A 25,847-nucleotide genomic window follows, 5' to 3' on the forward strand; every position below is an offset into this window, starting at 1 on the left:
TAATTCCTGCCTTTTTATAAATTTCTATATATGTATTTGAATAAAACATGCAGCACTTTATTTCCTCGATTAAAATATATCTTTACGCAACTCTGTAAAAAATGGTTACTTTATAATGTTTTCAATCCGGAAAAACACAAAATTTATTAGCTTGTATTTTTCATTTAATTGTTGATATAGAGCATTAACAAGTTGAAATTTATTCCTTTTTTTTTCTAGTCGAAAATAATTTGTTTTTCCCTTAAGAAATAATTTATGGGTGCAAAATTTCCATGATTACATTTGCTGTTTTCAATATTGTTTGAACAACGGTCAATATTCGGTAAATACTTCCATTCCACAAAAAGAATCTTTATGATTTGTAAATGATTGAAAAATTAAAGTAGAATTATAAGCAACGGAAGAGATTTTAAGTGTAGAATAATGAGAAAGTGGGTTTAAAAGTTTTCCTTTTACCCAAAAACTATATAACAAGTATTAAAAAATGAAATTGATCCTGTTCATTTTATTGGAACTGATTTTATTTAGAACATTCAATATAAAGGAGGTCATCAAATGGGGAATTTAATGGAACACCTAAATTCACGGGTTTTTTCCAGGAACTGTTAAGTTCATCCCAATCGCTTTTAAAGATATCAAACCCGCCCATGGTCTCATGACCTTTGGATGAAAAAAACAAAGATTTTCCATCTACTGACAAAAAAGGGAATTCTTCATCATAAATTGTGTTGATAACATCTAATTTAAATGGAATACTCCATTCACCGTTAGGAAGTTTTCTTAATGAAAAAATATCCTTATTGTCACTTTCTCCATAACTGGAAAATAAGATATGGGTTTTATCAGGTGAAAGAAACAAAGTTGACTGATAATTTTTCTTTTTATCATTATTTGATTTGATGTCTTCAGGAATTACAAGCACTTTTGCGCCAGATTCTATATCACTATATATTTTAATTATGTGATCAAAGCTTACCGTATGCCTTTTAATTACTTCAATTACGGATGGATTGTCAACATGTTTTTTTCCGTTTTCACAAAATACAATTTCTTCATTAATTTTCAACTTTTCAATATCAACGGCCTTTGCAGTTTTCTTGAAGATTTCATAAGCTGTTATTGCCTTGCTGAATCGGTAGCTATAATAGTAGGATTTACCCAGGTAATAAAAAACATCTTCAGGACTGCTGCTTATTGTGGCTGCCTTTTCGAAATATTGACTGCAGAGGACTTTGTCTTTTCTGGTATTGAAAAGACTTAAACCAAAATAATAAGCATCAGTGCCTTGGATATCCATTATCCACTCCAGTTCAGTGAAAATTTCAACAGCTTCTATAAATTTACCCTGTTGTGTAAAACTAATTGCTTTTTTTATCATTTCCTTGTCCTTTATCTGCTGCTCATTAGTTCTAATAGGCTTTGAAGAAACAGAAACTATAACTTTTTTTGCAGAGATTTCATGTTTTGATAATGGATATTCTGCCGGTAAACTGGCTGCTGATTCTTCTGTGAAAAAATTATTTATTTTTAAAACAACCTCATCATTTTCTATTAAAACCCTGATTTCTTGTCTAAAAATAAAATCACTGGTTTTTTCTGGGATTATTAAAATCGCACTAAATTCAGGATAATAAATACAACTTACAGTTAATTCATATTCCTTGTTGGGATTCAAAGCCATTAGGTAATTTCCTGATACAGAATTAGTTCTGCAAATACCTGCCATTTCTCCACTTTCATTGTCGAAAATTGTGATTATGGCATCCCTGGAATTAAGGGAATCAAGTGTTGTGAAATGTCCTTTTATTATAAATACTGGTAGGGTGTTTTTTAATAATTTTATGTTAATGTATTCAAATTGATTTTGATCTCTTCTGTTGGAAGAAAATGAAGCGAATTCTCCAATTGAATCAGTTACGAAAAGTATATCATCAAAAGGGGAGTTTATTGGATAACCTAAATTTACAGGTGCTGACCAGGATGATGTTATAGAATTACGAGTGCATTTAAATATATCATAACCACCCATGCTGTTATGGCCTTTTGAAGAAAAATACAGTGTCTTTCCGTTTTCAGTAATAAAAGGATAATCCTCATCGTAGGGAGTATTTAATGTTTCAAGTGCCTCACTTTGTCCATAGGATCCATCTTGCATCAAAGCATTTTTATAAAGGTCTTTTTTGCTGTTTCCTGTTAAACCATAACTTACTTGGATTGTTTCACTATTGCCATTGCTACACATGAGCAATTTTTCTTTTTTCTTTTTATCCAGAGGTGAAATAAAAAACTCGGTTTTGTATTTTATTCTTTCATTAATTAATTGTGAATTGTAATAGGTTAATAATCTGCTATTGTCAATATAGGTGCGACTTTCAATTTCAATAGAATTCTGTTCGGCAAATAATTTATTCCCGCTTTCACAGTTTTTTATCAATAAATCAATGTTGGTTTTTAATCCCTCCTCATTAGAGCATTTTTTTTCAAACTGTTCATATGAGCTTTGAGCATCCTTGAACATACAGGATAAATGATAAGCATTGCCAAGATGAAACCAAACATCATAAGGAATTTCTTTAGCTAGTGTTGCATTTTGTAAAAACGTAATGGCTTTGGATTTCCTTTTTTCTGTATTTAATAAACATATCCCATAATAATAATTAAGAAAAGGTTCTCCACTATCGTTTTGTAATAATTGAGCATACAATGCCCCTGCTGTAATAAAATCCTTATTATTAAAAGCAGTTTTTGCTTCAATAGGTCTTTTTTCCTCTATTTCTATTTGTTTTTTTACCAGTTCATTAATACTGGTAACTGGTTCCTTAATAGGGTTGCTGAAAGCAAGCGGGGCCTGGTAATTTATAAATTTATCCTGTTCAAGGTCCTCATGCATTGGAAGCCTAAAAAAAGTAGCATTGCCATCAGAAAACCAATTGTTGATTTTAACTGTTGGTTTTTTCGTGTCGTGAATACTAACTGTTATCTCCTGCTTGCATATCTCATAAACTACTTTTAGTGGTACTTCTACAATTTGCTCTATGGTTTCGTAAATGCCAAATTTAATTTGAAACAGGTATTTGATATTAGGTGCTAAAATTAATAGGTATTTGCCAGTAAATTGATTGGAATTAAAAATGCCTATTAATTTATCATCAGAAGCATTGTACACTTTAATTTCTGCAAATTTTAAATCAGGATAATTCAATACTGAAAAGCTTCCTCTAATAAAAATAGGCTTTAATTCCTGAGAATATGTTGATAACTTTAAAACCTCAATTTGGTTTTCTTCGGAATTTCTGTTTGAGGCAATACAAAAGGAATTGGTGTTTTTTTTCAATAGATTTGTATAATCTGTAGGTGCTTGCGCAAATACCCAAACAACATTTAATAATAAACTTAATAAAAAACAGCTGATTTTCATTGTTCTAAATTAAAATAATTTAACATAAAATGGACAAATTGTAATGGTGTTTTTTAACAATGATTTTTTTTGTTTTTTTTGGTAAAAAAGGATTTTGTAAATTTTCACTAAAAACATATTCAGATGAATTTACTTTTTTTTAACTATATTCATGGAGTAAGCGGATCAAAAGCAGATTGGATTTTTATTTAAAAGCTGTTGTTTCCCGCTAATTAAGATTTTATTAAATTTGAATTGTCTTTTTGTTTTGGCATTCTTCTAAATTGAGTGTTAACACTACTAATAGTGAGCAATATAGTTGATTTGCCAACGTATAATAGATGATATTATAGATTATTTAATATTATAATAATTACTTTTGTTTCTTTACTGAATAGTATTTGCAGAAAATGAAAATGTTTAAAAACGATGTATTCGGTCATTCAAACCTTATTAAGCGGTTTATTTTTTTTATAGTAGGAATCGCTACCTACCCTCGTTTTATGCTTTTAAATAAAATGAGGATTGAAGGAACCGAACACCTTAAAGACCTTCCAAAAACGAATGTTTTATTTGTTTCAAATCATCAGACATATTTTGCCGATGTAATTGCTTTTAACCATGTATTTAGTAGTACCAAATGGGGCTTTAAGAACAGTATCAGAAACCCTGTTTATTTGCTGAACCCTCGAATAAATACTTATTATGTAGCCGCCAGAGAAACTATGAAGGCAGGTATTCTTCCCAAAATCTTTGAATATGCTGGCTCAATTTCCATTAACAGAACATGGCGCGAAGCAGGCAAGGATATTAACCGTAAGGTAGATATTAGCGATATAACAAAAATTGGCGAGGCACTTTCTGAAGGCTGGGTTGTTACTTTCCCACAAGGCACTACCACACCCTATGCTCCTGGGAGAAGAGGCTCAACCTTGATTATAAAGAAATTCTCTCCCATTGTTGTTCCGGTTATAATCAATGGTTTTAGAAGGGCGTTTGATAAAAAAGGATTGAAACTTAAAAAAACCGGGGTTGAACTAAGTATATGTTTTAAAGCACCCATTGTTTTAGATCCAAATGAAGATGCTGCCATCCTCTTAAATAAAATGATGCAAGCCATTGAACAAAGCCAGGAGTTTCAAAATAAAGCATCCCAATAAAATGCATAAAATCTTTTCTGCCTTTTTTGAAAAGCAATGAATCTGCGTAGCACTTTTTTTTCTAAACAAGCATATGAAGTTTTTGAATTTCCTGATTTCAGACGTTTTATTGCTGCAAGAATATTACTTACACTGGCAGTACAAATTCAAAATGTTACTTTGTATTGGCAGGTTTTTGCAATCACTGGCGATCCGCTTTCCTTGGGTTTAATTGGACTTTCCGAAGCCCTTCCTGCCCTTGCTGTTGCTTTGTATGCAGGACATCTTGCGGATAAATATGATCGTAAAAAAATTGCTTTTTTTTCTTTATTGTTGTTTATTGTTACATCCTTTTTCCTTTTTTTATTTGCTGCTGAAGTAATCCTGGTTAAGTCTACTTTTCCTATTTATTTAGTAGTATTTATAAGCGGTTTGGCAAGGGGTTTTTACCGTCCAGCTAGTTTTGCTTTAATGACTCAACTTGTTCCCAGGAAACTTTATCCAAAATCGGCAGCCTGGAATAGCACCTTTTGGCAGGCTTCCAGTGTTTTAGGTGCTGCAACAGGAGGTGTTTTAATTGGTTTTGCAGGAATTTCAAGTAGCTTTTTTACTGCCTTTGCACTAATAGCCGCAGGTGCCTTTTTAATACTCTTAATTAAATCAAAAACAATATTTGAAGATAAAGCAAAAATCCCCCTGTTACAAAGTCTGACAAGCGGTGTTAAATTTGTATTCAGTAATCAGGTCATTTTTAGTGCCATGACTCTTGATCTTGTAGCTGTTTTATTTGGAGGAGCAATTGCTTTATTGCCTGTTTTTGCGAGTGACATTTTATTCGTTGGACCTATAGAATTCGGTTTTCTAAATGCTGCGCCAGCTGCAGGGGCTATTATTACTGCTTTATTCCTTGCATATAAGCCGCCTGTGAAAAAGGCGGGAATGTATTTAATATTTTCTGTTGGTGGATTTGGATTGTGCATGATTTTATTTGCCTTGTCCACAAACTTTTATATTTCCTTAATTATTCTTGCCTTTAGCGGATTGTTCGATAGTATAAGTGTAGTTGTTCGCTCAACTATAATGCAGCTTTTAACTCCTGATCACATGCGGGGGAGGGTTTCAGCCGTAAACACTATGTTTATTGGTTCTTCCAATGAGCTGGGAGCTTTTGAATCTGGAGTTATGGCCAAACTTATTGGTCTTGTGCCTTCGGTTGTTCTGGGGGGAGGAATTGCTGTTGTTTCAGCCTTAGGTTCCTACAAACTCGCACCAAAGTTAAGGAACCTGTCTTTTTAAAACATATGCTTTTACTATAATTATAGGTGAAAAAAAACATTAACTCGAATCTTATATAAATAAAATGCTGGGATTCTTGGTATTATTGTTTTCCCACTTGTTTTTAATTGTGCGTTTTATATTAAAAAGATCATGAAAACTTTATTTTTTTAATATAAATCCCTAACTTTACCTTTTAAAAGAAAAATTAATATAAAAATAAACTAAAAATAAACTAAACGTTATGATGAAAAAATTACTATTGAGTTCAGCTTTAATAGCTTCGGGCATTGTTGTTAATGCTCAGTGGGTTTCGCAGGCAACTGGATTTGCTGCCCCCTCAAGAGGCATTACTAATATTTCTATTGTTGATCCTTCTATTGTTTGGGCTTCTGCTTATGATGGATCTGGTGGAACCGCAAAAATTCAGGAATTTACCCGCACCATTGATGGCGGTGCAAATTGGACTCCAGGATTTATCAATAATGCTTCTCAATTAGAAATTTCTAACCTTTTTGCCATCAGTGCGGATATTGCCTGGGTTTCTATGCATGGTGGAAATAGTGGTGGAGGAAGAATTTTAAAAACAACAGACGGTGGTTTAAACTGGGTTCACCAAACAACTGCTACCTTTACTGCACCTGTTGGTTTTCCTAATGTGGTTTATTTCTTTGATGAAGATAATGGCGTTGCACTTGGAGATCCAAGAGGGGGTTATTATGAATTTTATACTACAACCAATGGTGGTGATTTATGGACAAGAGTACCATCACTAAATATCCCAGCTCCTTCATCTGCTAATGAGTATGGAATTGTAAACAGATATTCAGTTGTAGGTAATACTATATGGTATGGAACAAATGAAGGACGGGTATATAAATCAGTAGATATGGGATATACCTGGACAGTTGCAGCAACAGGATTAAGTGAAATTAGCAGGGTTATTTTTAAGGATGCTGACAATGGATTGTTTATAGATGGTGTAGACATTGCAAGTTCAAGTGATGGCGGAGCTACATGGAGCCCTTTATTCTATTCAGGAGATTTCCTTGAAGGAGATATTGCTTATGCAACTGGTGTAACTGGAAGCATGTATATCAGCACAAGTGCTGCTCAGGGAGCCTCTGGATCATCTTACAGTTTAGATGATGGATTAACCTGGACTTTGATTGATGGGATTCAGCATACTTGTGTTGCCTTTTATGATAACCTTACTGGTTGGTCAGGCAGTTTCAATACCAATTCTACAGAGAATGGAATATTGGTATGGAATGAGGTTGCTTTGGGTGTAATTACAGCACAAAATGATAAAGCAATTGGTTTTTACCCTAACCCAAACAATGGTGTGTTTTCTATTTCATTAAAAGGAAAACAATCGGGTCAAACTACTGTTACTGTTTTTGATGTAATGGGTCGTAATATCTATAGCTCATCAGAAAATTATGCAGGTGATTCTTTCGTAAAAACAATGGATATTTCTTCCTTTCCTGGTGGAGTATATTTTGTTGAAGTGAAAGATGCCACTCAAACATATACAGGTAAGATAGTAAAGCAATAATTATTTATTGAAAAATGGCCTTGTTCAGTAAATGAACAAAAAAAAGGACAATTTTACTACCTAATTATTAACGTCCCCCTAAATCCAAGGATTTAGGGGGACGTTTTTTTTATTTGCAGAGAAAAAGCAATAAATAGTAAACTTTATTCATAAATTATATACATTATTGTTCAATTCTACCAAAAATTCATACTTTTACCTCTGTTAATCATTGTTATCCATCAATAAACATATATTATATTTTGAAAGCACTGGTATCTCTAATTTCTTTGGTAATTATTTCTTTTAAATCAATGGCACAAGCAGAAGCGGAAAAATTAACAATTAGCTTCAGCGAAAGAATTGATCATTTTTTTCAACCAATAGTTGAAGCAATGGCCTCGGTTTTATTTTGGGATCCTTTTGCTTTTTTAGGATTTGATTTTGGTGTTGACATACCCCTGGTAGTACTTTGGTTGGTTGTTGGAGCAGTTTACTTTACCCTAAAAATGAATTTTATTAATTTCAGAGGAGTAAGGCATGCAGTTGCCCTGGTAATGGGTAAATATGACAATCCCAAGGATAAAGGAGAAGTTTCTCACTTTCAGGCATTGGCTACTGCACTTTCTGCAACTGTTGGTCTTGGTAATATTGCAGGGGTTGCCGTTGCTATTAGTCTGGGAGGCCCGGGAGCAACTTTTTGGATGATTGTAGCCGGATTATTGGGCATGTCATCAAAATTCGTTGAATGTACATTAGGGGTAAAATATAGAATTATTAACAAAGATGGTGTTGTTTCCGGAGGCCCGATGTATTATTTAAGCACCGCACTAAAGGAAAAAAACATGGGAGGATTGGGTAAAGTTCTTGCAGTTGTTTTTGCCGTATTGTGTATAGGTGGCTCATTTGGAGGCGGAAATATGTTTCAGGCCAACCAGGCTTTTTCTCAACTTACAACTGTTTTGCCATTTATAGAAGGAAGAGGTTGGGCTTTTGGTGTTATTCTGGCTATCCTGGTAGGTGTTGTTATTATTGGAGGAATAAAAAGCATTGCTAAGGTTACCGAAAAAATTGTTCCACTAATGTGTGGTTTTTATGTTGCTGTTGCCCTGCTCATTATTATTATTAACATCTCAGAGGTAGGCAATGCACTGTTTATTATTTTCGATGGAGCATTTGACCCTGATGCAATCAAAGGAGGTGTAGTAGGCGTTTTAATTATTGGTTTTAAAAGGGCTGCATTTTCAAATGAAGCGGGTGTGGGTTCTGCCTCTATTGCGCATTCAGCGGCAAAAACAGACGAACCCGTAAGTGAAGGAATTGTTGCCTTGCTAGAACCCTTTATTGATACTGTTGTAATTTGTACCATGACAGCTCTTGTTATTATTTTCACAGGGGCTTATACCAATCCAGAGGGGCTAGAGGGAACCCAGTTAACCTCCAGTGCTTTTGCATCTGTATTCCCTTGGTTTCCATACCTTCTTGTTGTGGCTATTTTCTTGTTTGCCTTTTCAACCATGATTTCCTGGTCATATTATGGCTTAAAGGCTTGGGCTTATTTGTTTGGAAGTTCTAAAGGTTCTGAATTCACCTATAAGGGAATTTTTTTAGTGTTTATTGTTATTGGGGCTGCCGCCAACTTAGGTTCTGTTATTGAATTTTCTGATCTTATGATTCTTGGAATGGCTTTTCCTAATATTCTTGGATTGATCATCTTATCTCCCATGGTTAAAAAGGATCTTGTAAGTTATTTTGCTAGGCTAAAGAGCGGAGAAATTAAAAAATACAAGTAGAACTTTCCTGATTGTTTTTGTTGCAACAATTGTTTAAATTGTTGTAATGAAACAATTTTTCCTTGATTATTTCACTTTTAATAAAATAGAGCGCAATGGAGTATTTATCCTTTGTTCTATCATTTTACTATTGTTGTTTTTTGATACGATAGTTTCCCTTGTTATTCCGCATGAAAATATCAATTATGCAGAATTTGAAACTGAAATTGATGCCTTTCTTGAACAAAAGCCAAAATACAGTCCTTATTCAAAAGTGAATAAGCAAGATGTTTCTAGCACTTCAAAAAATGCATTGAATCCTGCCGTTTTTTTTATGTTTGATCCTAATAACACTTCTGAAAAACAATGGCAGAGTCTGGGCCTGAGCCAAAAACAATATTCCACTTTGAATAATTATCTATTAAAAGGAGGTAAATTTTATAAAAAAGAGGATTTGAAGAAAATATATGGAATAAGCAATGCACAGTATTTGTTGTTGGAACCATTTATCCGAATTGAAAACCAGCAAAAGCAAAATGATTTTTTTTCAAACAAGGAAAAGCCAGAAATGAAAAATGAAGAACTTGAAAAAAATGATATTCCTGCATTGTTAATAAATTTAAATAAATCGGACACATCAGATTTAATGAAATTACAGGGGATTGGGCCTATCTATTCATTACGGATAATAAAATACAGAAATGCTCTTGGCGGATTTCGGGATATTAATCAGCTTTTGGAAGTTTATGATTTTACAAAAGAACTCGTTGAAAGTATAAAACCTTATATTGTTATAGATACAGCAGCGGTAAAAAAAATAAATATTAATACCTGTTTGGCATCCGATTTAAAAAGGCATCCCTATATAAACAACTGGAATATAACAAATTCAATTGTTAATTATCGTGATCAGCATGGTAGCTATAAAACCATAGAAGATATTAAAAAATCAGATTTGGTAAATGATGAATTATACCTTAAACTTGCACCTTATTTGAGTATTGAATAACTTGTAAAGAGTTTAATGATCACACAAAAGATTAAATCCGTAATAAGAGATATTCCTGATTTTCCAAAACCTGGTATTTTATTCAAGGATATTACTCCGATTTTACTTGATGCTGAACTTTGCACTGAAATTGTGAATGAATTTATTTCCAAATCAGGAAATTCATTGCCTGATGCAATAATTGGTGTCGAAAGCAGAGGGTTTTTCTTTGGAATGATGCTTGCCTCAAAATTAAACATTCCATTTATACCTGTTAGAAAAGCAGGCAAGCTTCCTTATAAGACCATTTCCCATGAATATGACCTTGAGTACGGTTCTTCAAAAATTGAAATGCATACTGGCGTTATTCAAAAGGGTTGGAATGTGTTAATTCACGATGATTTATTGGCAACAGGAGGTACTGCAGCAGCAGCTGCTGAACTTGTTGTAAAACAACATGCAAAGGTTTCCGGTTTTCTTTTTCTTGTTGAACTGGATTTTTTAAATGGAAGAAAAGGCCTTGACAAATATGCTGCAGACAATAAAATTATTAGCTTAATAAATTACTGAAAATAATCAGTCATAAATAAAAGTGCTTTTAAAAGAGTAATAAATTAAAAAATTGAAGTAATGGATTTTGAATTAAATGAAAATCAAAAAATGATTGCCGGAATGATTAAGGATTTTGGCGATAAACACATTCGGCCAAAGATGATGGAGTGGGACGAATCACAGGAATTCCCGGTAGAAGTATTCAAAAAACTTGGCGAACTAGGTTTAATGGGGGTATTGGTTCCAACTCAATACGGTGGTTCAGGTTTTAGTTATACAGAATACGTAACAGCAATTACTGAACTTTCCAGGATCTGTGGCTCTATTGGTCTTTCAATGGCTGCTCATAATTCACTTTGCACAGGCCATATCCTTGCCTTTGGCAATGAGGAGCAAAAGCAGAGATGGCTTCCTAAATTAGCAACTGCCGAATGGATTGGAGCATGGGGCCTTACTGAAACAGGAACAGGATCAGATGCGGGCGGAATGAATACCACTGCTGTACAGGACGGGGATTATTGGGTAATTAATGGAAGCAAGAATTTTATTACGCACGCTATTTCCGGCAATGTGGCCGTAGTAATTGTGAGAACCGGTGAAAAAGGAGATTCGCATGGTATGACCACTTTTGTTATAGAAAAAGGAACAGAAGGTTTTGGATCAGGAAAGAAAGAGAATAAATTGGGAATGCGCGCTTCTGAAACTGCCGAATTAATTTTTGATAATTGCAGAGTTCATAAGGACAATATGCTAGGAAAGCCAGGGGAAGGATTTATTCAGGCAATGAAAGTGCTCGATGGCGGTCGTATTTCAATTGCTTCTCTTGCGCTTGGAATTGCCAAGGGAGCTTTTGATGCTTCAGTTAAATACTCAAAAGAACGCTTTCAATTCGGCCAGGCGATTTCCAGCTTCCAGGGAATAGCATTTAAAATTGCAGATATGGCAACTGAAATTGAAGCTGCTGAATTACTTACTTTCCAGGCAGCAGACTTGAAAAACAGGGGATTGAAAGTAACAAGGCAATCTGCTTTTGCCAAATATTATGCTTCTGAAGTTTCTGTAAGGGTTTCTACCGATGCAGTTCAAATTTTTGGTGGTTATGGATATACAAAGGATTTTCCAGTTGAAAAGTTTTACCGCGATTCCAAACTTTGTACAATAGGTGAGGGAACTTCTGAAATCCAAAAATTGGTTATTGCCAAGGATATTCTGAAAGATTAATTTAATAAACTGTAATAAAAAAAGCCGTTTCAAAAGTGAAATTTTGAAACGGCTTTTTTTATTATTTTAATTCTTAGTTTAGACCTAGCATTAGCTAAATTATATAGCGCTGGGCGTTGTTCTCAACTAGGACCGGGATACCCGGGGTTCACCAATTACCTGAATGTATTAATTTGGGGCTATCTGAGCAGATGAAAAAATGCATTGGAAGAATCGATTTGGCCTTCAAAGGTTACTCCACTAAATTCAATAAAGTAAACGCCTTCGGGTGCTTGGTTTCCATTAAAAAGTGTTCCATCCCAACTGTTGGCCTGTAAATTTAATTCGGCAATTAGTGTTCCCCAACGGTTGAATATTTTCAAATCGAATTCTGAATACCCCTTACTATCAAAAGTAAAGAAATCGTTTTTTTTATCTCCGTTAGGAGTAAACACATTGGGAAACGTTGCATTGCATGGAATGTAACTTATTTCTATACTGTCCATGGCTGCACACCCTGCCGAATCAGAAACCCAAACAAAATAAACTCCGGAAGATCCAACATTAAAAGAATTGGAGCTTGAATAGTCCTGCCAGAAGTACTGGGCAAAATTATTTGCGGGTTCTAATAATAAAGTTTCCCCGTTACAAATTATAGTGTCATTACCCAATGAAACAATGGGAGCTATATAAACCTGCACTAATATGCTGTCTGTAATACTGCAATTCCCTACATTTGTATTGAGTATATAATATCCTGAATTGAAAGTAGATGGCAACCCAATTAAATCAGAACTGTTTGTGGATTGGAAACCCAAAGGTCCTGTCCACTGATAATTTTGTCCGTTATAGTGCGATGAATATAAATATAACGTATCATTTGTACATACCGGATCATTTGAAAAAGGATATGGATTTTCCGGACCAGGCATAATCTCTACCAATAATGTGTCGGGTACACTAGCACAGCCATTTACTTGGGCCGTAACATAATAGGTGAACCAGCCACTTGTTTGTGAAGTAAAATAAACGGTTTGCCCGGTATCAACCAAATTTAATCCATTCCATATTAATTGAGAATTGGCAGGACCTGTTGCACTTAATACCAGCGTATCGTTCATGCAAACAGGAGAATTTGATTGAGCATTGGGAGCTTCAGGCAAAGGGAAAACAGTTAATGTTGCGTTTACTGAATTGCCAATGCAACCGTTAACAGAGGCATATACGGAATAGGTTCCAGCGTAAGAACTGTTTGCATTTGGAATTATAAGTGGATTTTGATTAGAGGTAATTGTCATGGGCCCTGACCAGTGATAAATAGCTCCTGTTAAACTGTCTGTAATTATTATCAAAGGTGATCCATCACAACTTGCAACTATAATAATTGTATCTAATAGGGGCAGAGGAACAACATCAATTTCAATGCTGGAGACCTGGCTAAAACATCCATTTGCCACTACAATTAACTCATAAGTTCCGTTATAGGTAGTATCAGAATTAAGAATCGTAAATGGATTTCCCTGGTAGGAAATACCAAAAGGGTCATACCAAATAAACACCGAAGGAAGGGAGGCCTGGCCGGTTAAAATAATCGAACTACCTTGGCAAATTGGAGTGTTAACAGAAATGTTGGTTATAAGGGGAGTAGGCTGTACATTAACCATCAGATATGCTTCTTGTGATTGGCAACCATCTAAGGTTACTGTAGCGGTATAATTGCCTGCCAGAGCCGGGTAAATAAATGGGTTCTGAAGATTTGAAGTAAAAGATTGAACTCCATTCCAGTTATATTGAGCATTAAAAAGGAATGTGGCATTTAAAAACAAGGTGTCGTATTCACAAAGGGGAGAATTGTAGGAAAGGGCTGGTGCAGGGGGCTGAGCCAAAACAGTAACTTCTATACTGTCCTTAACAGGTGGACAGCCTGGAAAAGAAACTTCAAGATAATAGAAACCTGAACTTTGAATTGAAGCAATCAATGAAGGACTAATAAAAGTGGAGGAAAAGTTTCCTGGCCCTGTCCATGAATAACTTCCATTTAGTGTGTCTGCATAAAGAAATAATGAATCCCCCTGACATACCACCCCACTATTGTTTAAATTCAAAACAGGCATGGCATCGAATTCTATGTATAAAGTGGACATTGGGCTTTGACAAACTCCATCGCCAATAATAAGGGAATAAGTGCCTTGGTTGGTTGAGTTAACGTTTGTAATAGTGGGGTTTTGTAATGCGGATGAAAAATTGTCGGGTCCAATCCATTGGTAGATTCCGTTAATTATTCCAGGAGTTGTCAATTCTAATGTGCCACCCACACATACAGGATTATTAAAGGATAACTGGGGAGCAAGCGATGCTATACTCATAAAAACATTTACTTGAAGGGGAATACTTGAACAGGAGAAATCAGTGGAGGTAACGAAGTAGGATGTATCAGAATAAAGTGGATTGGTTGTAAATGCATTGGACATTGCTAATAGGTTCCCTCCCGGAGCGTCAAGCCATTGGATTGGATTAGATGAACTGGCATTTAAAGTAACTGAATTGCCATGGCATATTGTGGTATCACTTGCGGTGGGAGCATTAACCTCAGGATGAAAATTCACAGAAACAAAAGCAGAGGTATCCTTGCAACCATAAAAATCAGTGACCACAACATTGTAGGCCCCGGGGTTATTAACTACTATTATTTGGGTGGCTTGCCCTCCGGGTTGCCATTCATACGTGGTCATCCCGGAATTGGCATAAAGGGTTACGGAATCTCCAGCGCAAAGGGTACCGGTTTGGGAAGCAGTAATGAGTGCTTCCACAGGAGAGATTATAATATTTGCAGAAACAGAGGTGGGAATATTACAAGAAGTAACCACGCAGGTATAAGTTCCGGGTTGGTATATCCATTGAATGGAATCAGAACCAAAAAGGGGAGCACTCCACTGGTATATTCCAAAAGTGGAGGAAAAGACCTCTAATTGTATGCTGTCACCAGGGCAAAGTATCCCATGAGGAGTAATTTCCAGGAAAGGCGTTGTGTAATTCCTCACTTCAAAAGTGTTTGAGACCCGCTGGCAAGAGTCATTATCTGTTACAAGGCAATAGTAAAAACCTGCAATATTCACATAAACCGATTGCAGGGTATCATAATTCATCCAACCTGAAGGGCCATGCCACAGGTATTTACCCGCAATATTCACTGTAAGCAAAACGGAATCCCCCGGACAAATAACTCCATGGGAGGGTTGAGCCGTTATATTTGGTTGAGGTTTGAAGATTACATTTTTATATTGTGCTTCTTTTTTTTGGCAACCATTTGAATCTAATACAGTAATTTCAAGTTTGTAATTTCCTGAATTATAAATATTAATTGAATCTGTATCATTGGGTCCTGAAATTCCTGAACCATCTATATTGGACCAATCGTAAATATAATTTCCTTGTAGCGTGGTCCATAATGGAATAGTATCCCCTGGGCATAAAATTTCATTTCCGAAAATCTGGAAAGGGGAAATTTCTGGTGCGGGATAAACAATAATATATATTGAATCAGACACCAGCGTTGTGTCAGTTCCGCATGTGTTGTTCCTGATTACAGTTGCATTAAAATAATACCATCCGGTTTGAACTGGCAAAAAACTAATAGCCGCTTGATTTGGACATGTAGAATTGGAAAAATTTGGAACAGGATAATTTTGCCATAGTGTTTGTGTAACATCTATGCAATAAGGAAGAGTAGTAATTGCAGCGGGGTTTGTTATAGTGTCATAAATAAAAACCCTGATGTATTTATTTGGGCAGGTTCTAATTGTATCAGTATAAAAGGTGTCCAAGGGGAATCGCATTCTAAGATCATAGAGCGGCAGAACATCTACTTTAACATATATTTTATTTGTGTTTACACAATTATTACTGTCAATCACATTAAAAGTATACCAACCGGAGTTTTTTGCCCAAACGCTGTCTGAATTTACAGTTCCAATGTTTGTGTTTATCCAATATCTTGTTTGTATATTGGAAGAAGGATGCCCGGTTAATAAAACACTATCCGGGAAACATAAAAAAACTGGATTGGTATTAATTTTAAAGGTATTTACTCCTTTACTGTCAGAAATAGGAGGTATAAGGGGTACTGGATTTACCTGTACGTATATTGTGTCAGAACTTACAAAACATCCGTCATAACTGCTGAGTTGTAATGAGTAGTTTCCAGAGGTATTGATGAAACTATTGAAGGTGGTATCCCCGTTTGACCAGTTGTAATGAAAAGCCGGAGCAATACTGTTAATATCTATAAGGTGTATGTTGGTGGTTGTTTGGGTATTACTAGAAATAAAATTTGGCCCGCAAAGGGCTATTGTATCGGCACAATTTTCAGCTGCGCAAACACCCAGATAAGGTCTGTTACATGTGCTGCCTTCCCGGTAATAATAATCATAAGGGGCACGTGATTCATCAAAAACCTGTCCTGCAATTAAATCACCATTCCCCCTGGAATTAATAGATAAATAAAAATTATAAAAAGGATCAGCACATAATGCATTGGGAGAATTGGCGGTGTTGTTTTTAGTTAAATTTCCTGTTACATTATATACAGCATTTGTTCTGGGAATGTTCAAATTATTCCAGTAACTACCACCAATTAACAATTGATTGGAGGTGTTTATGGCATTAGTCCAACAGTGATCATTGTTAACGCTTCCTGCTTGTTGAGCCCAGGTTCTTTCCAGGTTATTATTGAATTTAATTGCATATATATCCCAGTATCCTACACTGTTAAAAGTTCCCTGGCCATAGTAATTTGCAAGGTTTGAAAAAACACATTTAAAGTGACCTCCAATATATACGTCCCCTGATAAGGTAACAGCTACTGTCCTGGAACTTATGTCGCTAGCCGAGGCTTCTGTGGTGGCTTTGATAAAAGTGCCTGAAGTGTCGTATTTGGCCACAAAAATTTTATTGTAATAAGTACTATTAGAAATAGTTTGGTTTTGCCCTGGTTGAAAAAAGATCAATTGGTTTCCTTTGTTGTCCCCTGTGATGTATAAATCCTTCCCTTTTACCAATAATCCATATGCTATATTCATTTGTCCTCCGCCAATTCTTCTGAACCAAAGCTCATTTCCTTCAGGGTCGATTTTCATCAGGAAAATGGCATTCATCATATTGTTGTTGTAGGTATTGGTAAATTGAATGGTGTCGGAGAATTGCCCGGTTACATAAATATTCCCAGAATCATCTGATGCAATGCTCATACCCCTGTCAGTGTATTTTGCATTTCCCTGTTTAACCCATACTTCATTTCCTGATCCATCATATTTTGCAATGAATACATCATAAGAAGGTAATCCATCGATTGGATCTATCATGCTGTTCACAGAAATGCTCCCGAAATTTACCTGACCTCTAAACTGGCCCGTAATATATACATTGCCCAAGGGGTCGGAACATACTTTATAGCCCATGTCTCCGGTCATAGCCCCTCCTGCAGATTTTACCCAAAGGACATCCCCGGTAATGCCATCATACTTGGCCAGGAAAATATCCTGGGTGGCATTTATTGCACTAAGAGTAAAACCGTCAAAAGAAGCAAATGTGGAATAAAATCCGGTCACAAAACAGTTCCCTGCCGGATCCAGCGCTATGGATAAGCCCTTGTCGGCTCCCTGGCCGCCAGCTTTTTTTAACCATAAAATACTGCCTACAGGGTCAATTTTGGCAACAAAAATATCCAGATAACCATTGGAATTCATGTTTATTCCTCCCAATTGCATTACCTGACTGAAATATCCTGTTATATAAACATTGCCGCTGGCATCGGTAACCATATCAATGCATTCGTCAATTTGCTGACCTCCACCGGTTGTTATATGATAGTTTTGGGATTTTGCCTCCGGTATAATCAACAGGAATAGGCAAAGTATTATATTAAGAAGAATAAAAACCTTTGATTTATTCATCGGAGAACTTTCGATATTTAAGGCTAATTTACCTTTTTTAATCGGAAAACCAAGGTTTTTATATTAAAAGTCCCATAACACCTCAAATTTAAAGATAAAGGAGAAAAACATAAATTCCCTTCATCCGGATTGAGTCATCTCTTACAAATTGCGATTAACATATTTAAAACCATTTATTGGCTTCCCTTAAATTTAATCCATCTTAGTATATATTTGGCATTACCGAAATTACATTGTCACATTATTTAAAAATGCTTACAAGTTGCCTTTTATGAATTTCATGTTTACCATTTTGCCTTTTAACAAGAAATTCAAAATATATATTCCATTAGCATCCTCCAAAGAATCTATTCCAGCAACGAGCACTAAACTACCATCCATTGATTTTAAGGAGGCGTTAACTCTTGCAATTCCAGGGAAAGTACTGATTTGATTCCATGTATCCGTTGCAGGGTCATATTCATAAAGTTCCTTTCTTAAACTCTCGTTTTGATCCTTGCCAAAAATCAAATAACCTTTTCCGTTGTGGACAGTGGCAGATGCACGCCAAAGGGAACCAAAGGGCAAATTGTTTTTTTGAATCCAGGTATCATTGGCCATAGTATAAGCCCATACTTCATTGATGGATGAATTTACTGTTGTTTTCCCACCTATAATGTAAGCTACATTGTTAATTACCATACTGCTTGATCCGGCTCTGCCAACAGAGGGTAAAGGTGATTTAATACCCACTGATTGGACTGTTCATTGAACATCCATAAATCATTTAAATAATCGGAATTAACTCCTCCAAAAACATAACCTGAATTCGTGGATGAAAATCCTGAAGCATATTGCCTTTCTGTTCCAGTGGGCATTGAAGGGGATATGCTCCATGATTCTGTTGTCATATCAAAGCTATAGACGTCATTACAGGCAATCCAACCTGTTTTAAAACCGGTGCCGCAGTATGCTTTATTTCCAATCATAAAATAGGTTCCGTCATCCCTTTCAGTAGAAGGAAAATCTGCAATTTGCTCCCAGCTCTGACTCATTGATGTAAAGTGGACTGTGCTTAGTAAAAAACACAGTATATATTTAATGCTAAAAGGGATTAAATGATAGGGCAAGAATATGGATTGTTAACAGGTGATTACTAATCTAAAAATGAAGTAAATCTATTGATTTTTTCAGAAAGAGTACAATTCCATCGATTGATTATTTTAGTTTAATCAATTATTTAAGATAGAATGGTATGTAAACAAGAAAGCCGTTCCAATAATTGAAACGGCTTTCTTGTTTTAGGTTAAATTTAATTCCTATTCTCTTAAATCAATCACTTCCACCTTTGGGTATTTTGCAGCATTGAAAGTAAAATGAGCATCTGTAACATCAGCATTAGGAACGAATGATTTAACTGTATAGGTGTAATTGTTTCCATCCTTGCTTAAAACCTTTATTGAATGTATTTGCTTTGCATTTTTATCAATGTATAGCTTTACTGTATGAAAAGCTTTAGCTTTTGTGTCAATAGGATATAAGTTAATGGATTGAATCACTTTTCCATTTTCGGTTTTTTCTCCTTCAAATTTATATTTAAATCCTTTTTCATACATAGTAAATATATTAGAAGGAGTAATAGCATCACTCGAGGATGGATCAATGTTGTTAATTTGAACTTCATTGGCATCCTTTAAATAAGTCCAGACTGTTTTGCCATCAGAAATAACTTCCTGACCAGCGATTTCTAAACGGTATTTGCTTCCCTTGATAGTGATTGTTCCTTCCTGTGTCTCGTTTATTTTAGCACTTGGATTTTCAAGTGTGTAGGAAAAGGTAGCTTTTATACTGGAATAGGATTTGGTTTTTGCGCTTAATTCATCCAGTATTGCCTTTGCTTTGACATCATCCTGGGCAGAAGCATTATAAGTACTAAGTGCTACAAATGCTATAATTATTGTAAGTAGTTTTTTCATGATTATAAAGCGGAATTTTTAGTGAATTTATTGTTTTAAAAATAATGATTTTATCGCATTGCTCATTCACCTTTCAAAAACTGTTCCAAAGATACTTCATCGGGAATTAGCACCTGTCTTGCCTTGCTTCCTTCAAATGGCCCTATTATTCCAGAGGCTTCCAGTTGATCGATTATTCTTCCGGCCCTGTTATAGCCAAGTTTGAGCCTGCGTTGTAAAAGAGAGGCGGAGCCTTGCTGGTGTATTACAACTATTTTAGCGGCTTCAACAAACATTGAATCCCTTTCTGATGCATCCATCGCTTTGCCCGTTCCTCCCTCAGAATCATCAACATATTCAGGAAGTAAAAATGCTTCAGCATATCCTCTTTGAGAGCCAATAAATTCGGTTATTTCATCCACCTCAGGTGTATCCACAAAAGCACATTGCAATCGAATAATATCGCTTCCTGTAGATAAAAGCATATCACCCCTACCAATTAACTGGTCTGCACCTCCACTGTCCAAAATTGTCCTGGAATCGATGCGTGATGTAACTCTGAAGGCAATTCTAGCTGGGAAGTTGGCCTTAATAGTTCCTGTAATAATATTAACCGATGGTCTTTGTGTGGCAATAATAAGATGAATACCAATTGCCCTTGCAAGCTGTGCAAGACGGGCAATAGGTGTTTCCACTTCCTTGCCTGCTGTCATTATTAAATCAGCAAACTCATCTACAACCAAAACGATATAGGGCAAAAATTTATGCCCCTGTTCAGGATTTAGCTTTCGGGCAATAAACTTTGTATTGTATTCCTTAATGTTTCTTACATGTCCGTTTTTAAGAAGTTCGTAACGCTGATCCATTTCAATACACAATGAATTCAGCGTGTTAACCACCTTTTTTGTATCTGTAATAATAGCCTCTTCATTACCTGGAAGCTTTGCAAGAAAATGCCTTTCTATTTTATTGAATAGTGTAAGTTCTACCTTTTTTGGATCCACCAATACAAATTTCACCTGGGAGGGATGCTTTTTATAAAGCAATGAAACAAGGATTGCATTCAATCCAACGGATTTACCTTGCCCCGTTGCTCCGGCCATTAACAAATGGGGCATCTTGGCAAGGTCAGCAATAAAAGTTTCATTGGAAATGGTTTTTCCTAGTGCTATTGGCAATTCCATATCTGTATTTTGGAATTTTTCTGATGCAATAACAGAACGCATGGAAACTATTTCTGGTTTCTGATTTGGAACCTCAATTCCGATTGTCCCTTTTCCAGGAATTGGAGCTATTATACGAATTCCAAGAGCAGATAAACTCAGTGCAATATCATCTTCCAGATTTTTGATTTTGGAAATACGAACACCTGCATCTGGAATAATCTCATAAAGCGTAACAGTTGGCCCAATAGTGGCCTTAATTTTAGCTATGCCTATATTGTAATTTTTCAGGGTTTCAAGAATCTTGTTTTTATTTTCCTCAAGCTCGTCTTTATTGATGACAATGGAAGAAGAACCGTGTTTTTCGAGCAAATCAATATTCGGGAATTTATAGGATGACAAATCCAGGGTAGGGTCATATTCTCCAAAGGGTGATTTGTTTTCAATTACTTCAAGCTCTTCATCTTCAACAGGATTGTTTTCAATTTCAAGCTCTGAGGATATTAATTCTTCTGTTTTTTCATTTTTAACTACCTCCAGTTCCTCAAAATCATCTTCTAATATAAAAGGTATTTTGTTTGCTTCATTTTTCAAAGTGATTTCAGGAACTTCCTCTTCCAAATTTAAAACATCTGTTTCTTGTTCCTCTAATTGCTGAGTCTCTGTTAAAGGTTTATTAAAAGGATTAAGTGTGTTTGATTTTAAATCGAAGCCTGCTAAATCTTCAGTTTCAGTATTTATTTCAGTTTTAGAAAAAAGGCTATTTAAAAAATCAAAGGATATATTAAAAACTGCAACCATTGATCCGATAAAGATGAAAAACAAAAGCAATCCTGTTCCTGCGGTCCCAATAATTGAGTTTAACCACAGGGAAACGTGAAAGCCAAATGCACCTCCAGCAATTGGCGCGATATCTTTAAAAAGAAATCCTAAAAGCACAGAAACCCATAAAATCACAAAAAAACTAAAACGGTATGCTTTAAGGATTGGGGTAATGGATACACCTGTAAGTATTTTAAATCCAGTAATAAAAAACAGGAATACAAATAAATAAGAAATTACTCCAAAGAGATTGTGAATAAAAAAATGTGCTAAAATTGCTCCTAATTTCCCTAGCCAATTCTCCACAAGGAGACCAGGGTCAAACAAAAGATCCCAGGTTGAGTTAAAAATCTTATCCTGATCGTTTTGCCATGTAAATAAAAAAGAGGTAAATGCGATTAATAAACAAAAGCTAAATAATAGAAGGATAAGACCGAAAATTTTCTTTGGTCTTTCATTTATTTTGAAATTAGCTAAAGACCCAAATGGATTTTTAAAGCTAGTTTGCCTTTCTTCTACTGGGGCAGTCTCGTTGCTGTTTTTTTTAAATTGGTTTCCTTTGGCGGACATAATAAAGAATCTAGCTTTGCAAAGTTAAAAAAATCTTGCTGCTTAAGGGTTTTAATGAAAATAAAAGATAAAGAAAGAAGGGATTTTCATAAAATGAAAATCCCTTCTTTCTTTCAAATGTTACAAAAGTTTTTATAAAATTATTCCCCGCCAAACATTTGCTGTAATTCTTTCATAGTTGTTTCAGGATATCCTTCAGGAACTATAAACTTTGAATCCTCAACTTTTTCTTCCTTTACTGATTTTGCAGTGGTTTTTGTTTTTAATCCGCCCATATCACCTTCAAATTCTAATGGAAATCCCTCAAGTACTTTAAAAGGGGATGAATATTTAGGATATGCGATATCATTGGTATAGTATACAATCAACGGACTTGAATCTTCAGAAATTTGAATTTCTGCTTTTTTACATGTATATCCGGCAATAATTTTTGTTTCATCAAAATATTTTATTGATTGGGATTGTTTATCAAGTTTTGTCAAATCCTCTGGGGAGGTTTTAATCATAAATTTTTGGCCCATTATCTCAAGTAGAGTAACAACCGTTTTAGCCTTAGAGTCAGAAAGAGTGATTGATTTTTGCATTGCCATTGAACTTTCACTCCTTGATTTTTCATTTTTCAGGTATGTTTTTAATTCCATTCCTGCCAGCATAGCTTTAGTCATGGGGTCCATTTCATCTGCATCAACACTTATATCGAAAACAATAACTCCCTCAAAAGATTTCTTTTTTTGGGCATAAACAAAAACGGATGAAAACAGGAATAGAGTTGCTAGAATTAATTTTATTTTTTTCATGATTTTATTTTAAGTTCAAAAATAATAATTTGGGTTGTTACTCGTAATTTAACAATTATCAGAATTTGGAATAATAAAACATTTTCAAAAAGGGGAGAATAAGAAATATAGAGATTGTTTTAACCTGTTAATTTAGGTTTAAAAACAGTTGATCCATTTCTTCTTTAGTGATTATTTTATAATCATCTGGTTTCTCAAAATCACTGTCATCAATATCCGCTTTTTTTACTGAGGTTGCCGTAAAACGCATTACAACATTGTACCGTTTTAATTGATATTCCATTAACACTCCGTTAATTTCCTTATACGGGGTACTCCAATTGGGAGTTTTTAAATTTATGTCTTCAGTAAAATAAATATCGTAGCTGGTGTTTTCATCATCTTTAAAAGTGATTAAAGATCTTTTGGTTTCATAGCCGGCAATTGTCTTCTTTTCACCGGTGAAATTAATATTAATTCCAGGCATTTCGTCAATATCATGAATTTCTGCGGCATTGTATGTAAGTGCGTATTTCTTATTAAGAATTTTCACCAAATGCAACAGCTTTTGATTTTGAAGATCGGAAACAAAAGTTGCTTTAAACAAACCCATTCCACCAGTAAATTCAAAAGCTACTTTATCGTTTTTGAATTTCAGTAACATTGTTTTTGGCATTAATGCAATCATTACGTTATCCTCTGCAGTTTCTGGATATGAAATATCATATTCAATAATCCCTTCTGAAATGTATTTTTCATCAGTTAATTGACGGCATGAGGTGAAAAAGCAAAATAAAAATAAAGGAAGTAGTAAAAATTTCGCCTGGTTCATTTAATTAATAGCTTTAATGGCTTTATAATGTCACTTGAATTGGAATTAAAGCGACAAAGGATGCAAATATATTAATTTTTATTAATTGCCGATAAATAAGCACAATAAGCTGATAAAAAAAGAGCTTTTTTTGATAATAATTCTCAAAAAGCTCTTTTTTTAGTGAAAAATCATTGAATTTTTATTTTGTTTTTTTTCATTTTTAATAACCAAGGATCTTAAGCATAGACTTGTAACTTTGCTCCTTGGCAAACAGACGAGTGTAAATTTCCCCGTTTTCATCCTTATCAATTAAAATATGTTTTGGTGCTGGTATAAGGCAGTGCTTAATTCCACCATAACCGCTTAATGAATCCTGATAAGCTCCTGTATTGAAAAAACCAATGTATTGTGGCTTCTCTTTTTCAAATTTGGGTAAAAAAACAGAGTTAACGTGCGCCTCTGAGTTGTAGTAATCCAAACCATCGCAAGTAAGTCCTCCTAAATTTACACGTTGATATTCATTTTCCCAATTGTTGATGGCCATTAAAATGAACCTCTGGTTTATACCCCAGGTGTCAGGTAAAGTAGTAATAAATGAACCGTCAATCATATTCCAAAGTTCAGTATCGTTTTGTTGTTTTTGATCAAGTATTGAGAAAAAAACAGCACCGCTTTCGCCCACAGTAAAGGAACCAAATTCAGAAAAAATATTTGGTTCTGCAACACCATTTTCAGTACAAAACTTCTTGGTTTGACTAATTATTTCTTCAACAATGTATTCATAATCAAAATCAAATCCTAAGGATGTTTTAATGGGTAAGCCACCACCAATATTGAGGGTGTCCAGCGTAGGACAAATTTTCTTAAGGTCTACATAAACCTTCAAACATTTTGCAAGTTCACTCCAATAAAATATAGAATCTTTCATTCCTTTATTTATAAAGAAGTGAAGCATTTTAAGTTCGAAGTTTGGGTTTCCTTTAATTTCGTTTAAATAATAATCTTTAATGTCTTTGTATCTGATTCCCAGCCTGGAGGTGTAAAATTCAAAGCTTGGATCCTCCTCTGATGCTATTCGTATTCCTAATTTTACTTTATTTTTAGCATGTGCTTTGTAATATTCTATTTCCTCCTTATTATCAATTACAGGTATAACATTGGAAAAACCGTCATTTATAAGGTCTGTAATGTACTCCTTGTATAAATTATTTTTAAACCCATTACACACAATGAATTTATTTTGTTTGAGTTCGCCCTGTTCATGAAGCTCACGAATTATTTGTATATCAAAAGCAGAGGATGTTTCTAAATGTGCATCATTTTTAAGTACTTCTTCCAAAACAAATGAAAAATGTGAACTTTTTGTACAATAGCAATAGGTGTATGTTCCCTTATAATCCACTTTAGCCATGGCAACATTGAACAGCTTTTTTGCTTTTTGGATTTGTTGACCAATTTTTGGCAGATAGGTAATCTTTAAAGGAGTTCCATATTGTTTTATTACTCCCATTAATGGAATGTCATGAAAGTATAATTCATTATCAACTACATTAAAGCTTTCTTGTGGGAAATCAAAAGTTTGTTGAAACAGGTCTATGTATTTATTCTTCATTTTTTATTAGAATATAATCTATGTTAATTACATTATGATAATAAATGCAAAGTAAGTAACTTGGATTTACTTTTACAAACTAATTTAAAACGAAAAAATATTAGCAATGTTATTGATTTGCATTGCACTTAAAGTTAAACAAAAGCTAGTGCTTTTTTTATTTTTCAATATTCCTTTTGTCATCCAAATACAAGTTGTTTTAAAAGGACAATTAGTGAAAATGACCTGTTTTAATTCGAGCTGGAGGTAGTAATTCAATTTGATTTCTTTACTTTGCAAAAATATGCACCGGGCATTAAACCTTAAAAAGCATTATATTTAAAGCTAAAAAATCTTTTTCTTTAT

The 25,847-nt window shown here is 34.7% G+C and carries 16 protein-coding genes; 7 read left to right on the forward strand and 9 right to left on the reverse strand.

The window, feature by feature from the left end; all coding sequences use genetic code 11:
• Positions 1-520 precede the first annotated feature (520 nt).
• Positions 521-3,418: a PD40 domain-containing protein gene (locus H0V01_12390; protein ID MBA2584173.1), complete on the reverse strand. Its 2,898-nt coding sequence runs from the start codon at positions 3,416-3,418 to the stop codon at positions 521-523.
• 389 nt (positions 3,419-3,807) lie between these two features.
• On the opposite strand from H0V01_12390, the gene H0V01_12395 reads away from it, so the two are divergent.
• From H0V01_12395 to H0V01_12425, 7 genes are all read left to right on the forward strand, one after another.
• Positions 3,808-4,557 carry a 1-acyl-sn-glycerol-3-phosphate acyltransferase gene (locus tag H0V01_12395; protein MBA2584174.1) on the forward strand — a complete coding sequence of 250 codons (750 nt, stop codon included), beginning with the start codon at positions 3,808-3,810 and terminating at the stop codon, positions 4,555-4,557.
• Between the two features lie 36 nt (positions 4,558-4,593).
• Positions 4,594-5,832 carry an MFS transporter gene (locus H0V01_12400; protein ID MBA2584175.1) on the forward strand — a complete coding sequence of 413 codons (1,239 nt, stop codon included), beginning with the start codon at positions 4,594-4,596 and terminating at the stop codon, positions 5,830-5,832.
• A 223-nt stretch (positions 5,833-6,055) separates the two neighbouring features.
• On the forward strand, positions 6,056-7,369 hold the full coding sequence (locus tag H0V01_12405; GenBank protein MBA2584176.1) for a T9SS type A sorting domain-containing protein: 1,314 nt from the start codon (positions 6,056-6,058) through the stop codon (positions 7,367-7,369).
• Positions 7,370-7,662: 293 nt separating this feature from the next.
• Positions 7,663-9,141 (forward strand): alanine:cation symporter family protein, encoded by a 1,479-nt coding sequence (locus H0V01_12410; GenBank protein ID MBA2584177.1) that lies wholly within the window; start codon positions 7,663-7,665, stop codon positions 9,139-9,141.
• 46 nt (positions 9,142-9,187) lie between these two features.
• The gene (locus H0V01_12415) at positions 9,188-10,129 is read left to right on the forward strand and encodes a helix-hairpin-helix domain-containing protein (GenBank protein MBA2584178.1); all 942 of its coding nucleotides are present in this window, start codon (positions 9,188-9,190) and stop codon (positions 10,127-10,129) included.
• 15 nt (positions 10,130-10,144) lie between these two features.
• Entirely contained in the window at positions 10,145-10,678 is a 534-nt protein-coding gene (locus H0V01_12420; protein ID MBA2584179.1) for an adenine phosphoribosyltransferase, read from the forward strand.
• Between the two features lie 60 nt (positions 10,679-10,738).
• Entirely contained in the window at positions 10,739-11,881 is a 1,143-nt protein-coding gene (locus H0V01_12425) for an acyl-CoA dehydrogenase family protein (GenBank protein MBA2584180.1), read from the forward strand.
• Positions 11,882-12,060: 179 nt separating this feature from the next.
• Here H0V01_12425 and H0V01_12430 read toward each other — a convergent pair whose 3' ends face one another.
• From H0V01_12430 to H0V01_12465, 8 genes are all read right to left on the reverse strand, one after another.
• Positions 12,061-17,811, reverse strand: coding sequence for a gliding motility-associated C-terminal domain-containing protein (locus H0V01_12430; GenBank protein MBA2584181.1), 5,751 nt, complete (start codon positions 17,809-17,811; stop codon positions 12,061-12,063).
• A 255-nt stretch (positions 17,812-18,066) separates the two neighbouring features.
• Positions 18,067-18,543: a hypothetical protein gene (locus tag H0V01_12435; protein ID MBA2584182.1), complete on the reverse strand. Its 477-nt coding sequence runs from the start codon at positions 18,541-18,543 to the stop codon at positions 18,067-18,069.
• A complete protein-coding gene (locus H0V01_12440; GenBank protein MBA2584183.1) occupies positions 18,486-18,701 on the reverse strand; it encodes a hypothetical protein in 216 nt (71 codons plus the stop codon). Before H0V01_12440 ends, H0V01_12435 begins: the two co-directional genes overlap by 58 nt.
• A 408-nt stretch (positions 18,702-19,109) precedes the next feature.
• Entirely contained in the window at positions 19,110-19,766 is a 657-nt protein-coding gene (locus H0V01_12445) for an outer membrane lipoprotein carrier protein LolA (protein ID MBA2584184.1), read from the reverse strand.
• Between the two features lie 62 nt (positions 19,767-19,828).
• Positions 19,829-22,300 carry a DNA translocase FtsK gene (locus H0V01_12450; protein MBA2584185.1) on the reverse strand — a complete coding sequence of 824 codons (2,472 nt, stop codon included), beginning with the start codon at positions 22,298-22,300 and terminating at the stop codon, positions 19,829-19,831.
• Positions 22,301-22,440: 140 nt separating this feature from the next.
• Positions 22,441-23,097 carry a hypothetical protein gene (locus H0V01_12455; protein ID MBA2584186.1) on the reverse strand — a complete coding sequence of 219 codons (657 nt, stop codon included), beginning with the start codon at positions 23,095-23,097 and terminating at the stop codon, positions 22,441-22,443.
• Positions 23,098-23,224: 127 nt separating this feature from the next.
• Positions 23,225-23,908 carry a hypothetical protein gene (locus H0V01_12460; protein ID MBA2584187.1) on the reverse strand — a complete coding sequence of 228 codons (684 nt, stop codon included), beginning with the start codon at positions 23,906-23,908 and terminating at the stop codon, positions 23,225-23,227.
• A gap of 202 nt (positions 23,909-24,110) precedes the next feature.
• Positions 24,111-25,502: an arginine decarboxylase gene (locus tag H0V01_12465; GenBank protein ID MBA2584188.1), complete on the reverse strand. Its 1,392-nt coding sequence runs from the start codon at positions 25,500-25,502 to the stop codon at positions 24,111-24,113.
• Positions 25,503-25,847: the final 345 nt, after the last annotated feature.

The organism is Bacteroidota bacterium (assembly GCA_013696965.1).
In the GTDB taxonomy this organism is placed as follows: domain Bacteria; phylum Bacteroidota; class Bacteroidia; order JACCXN01; family JACCXN01; genus JACCXN01.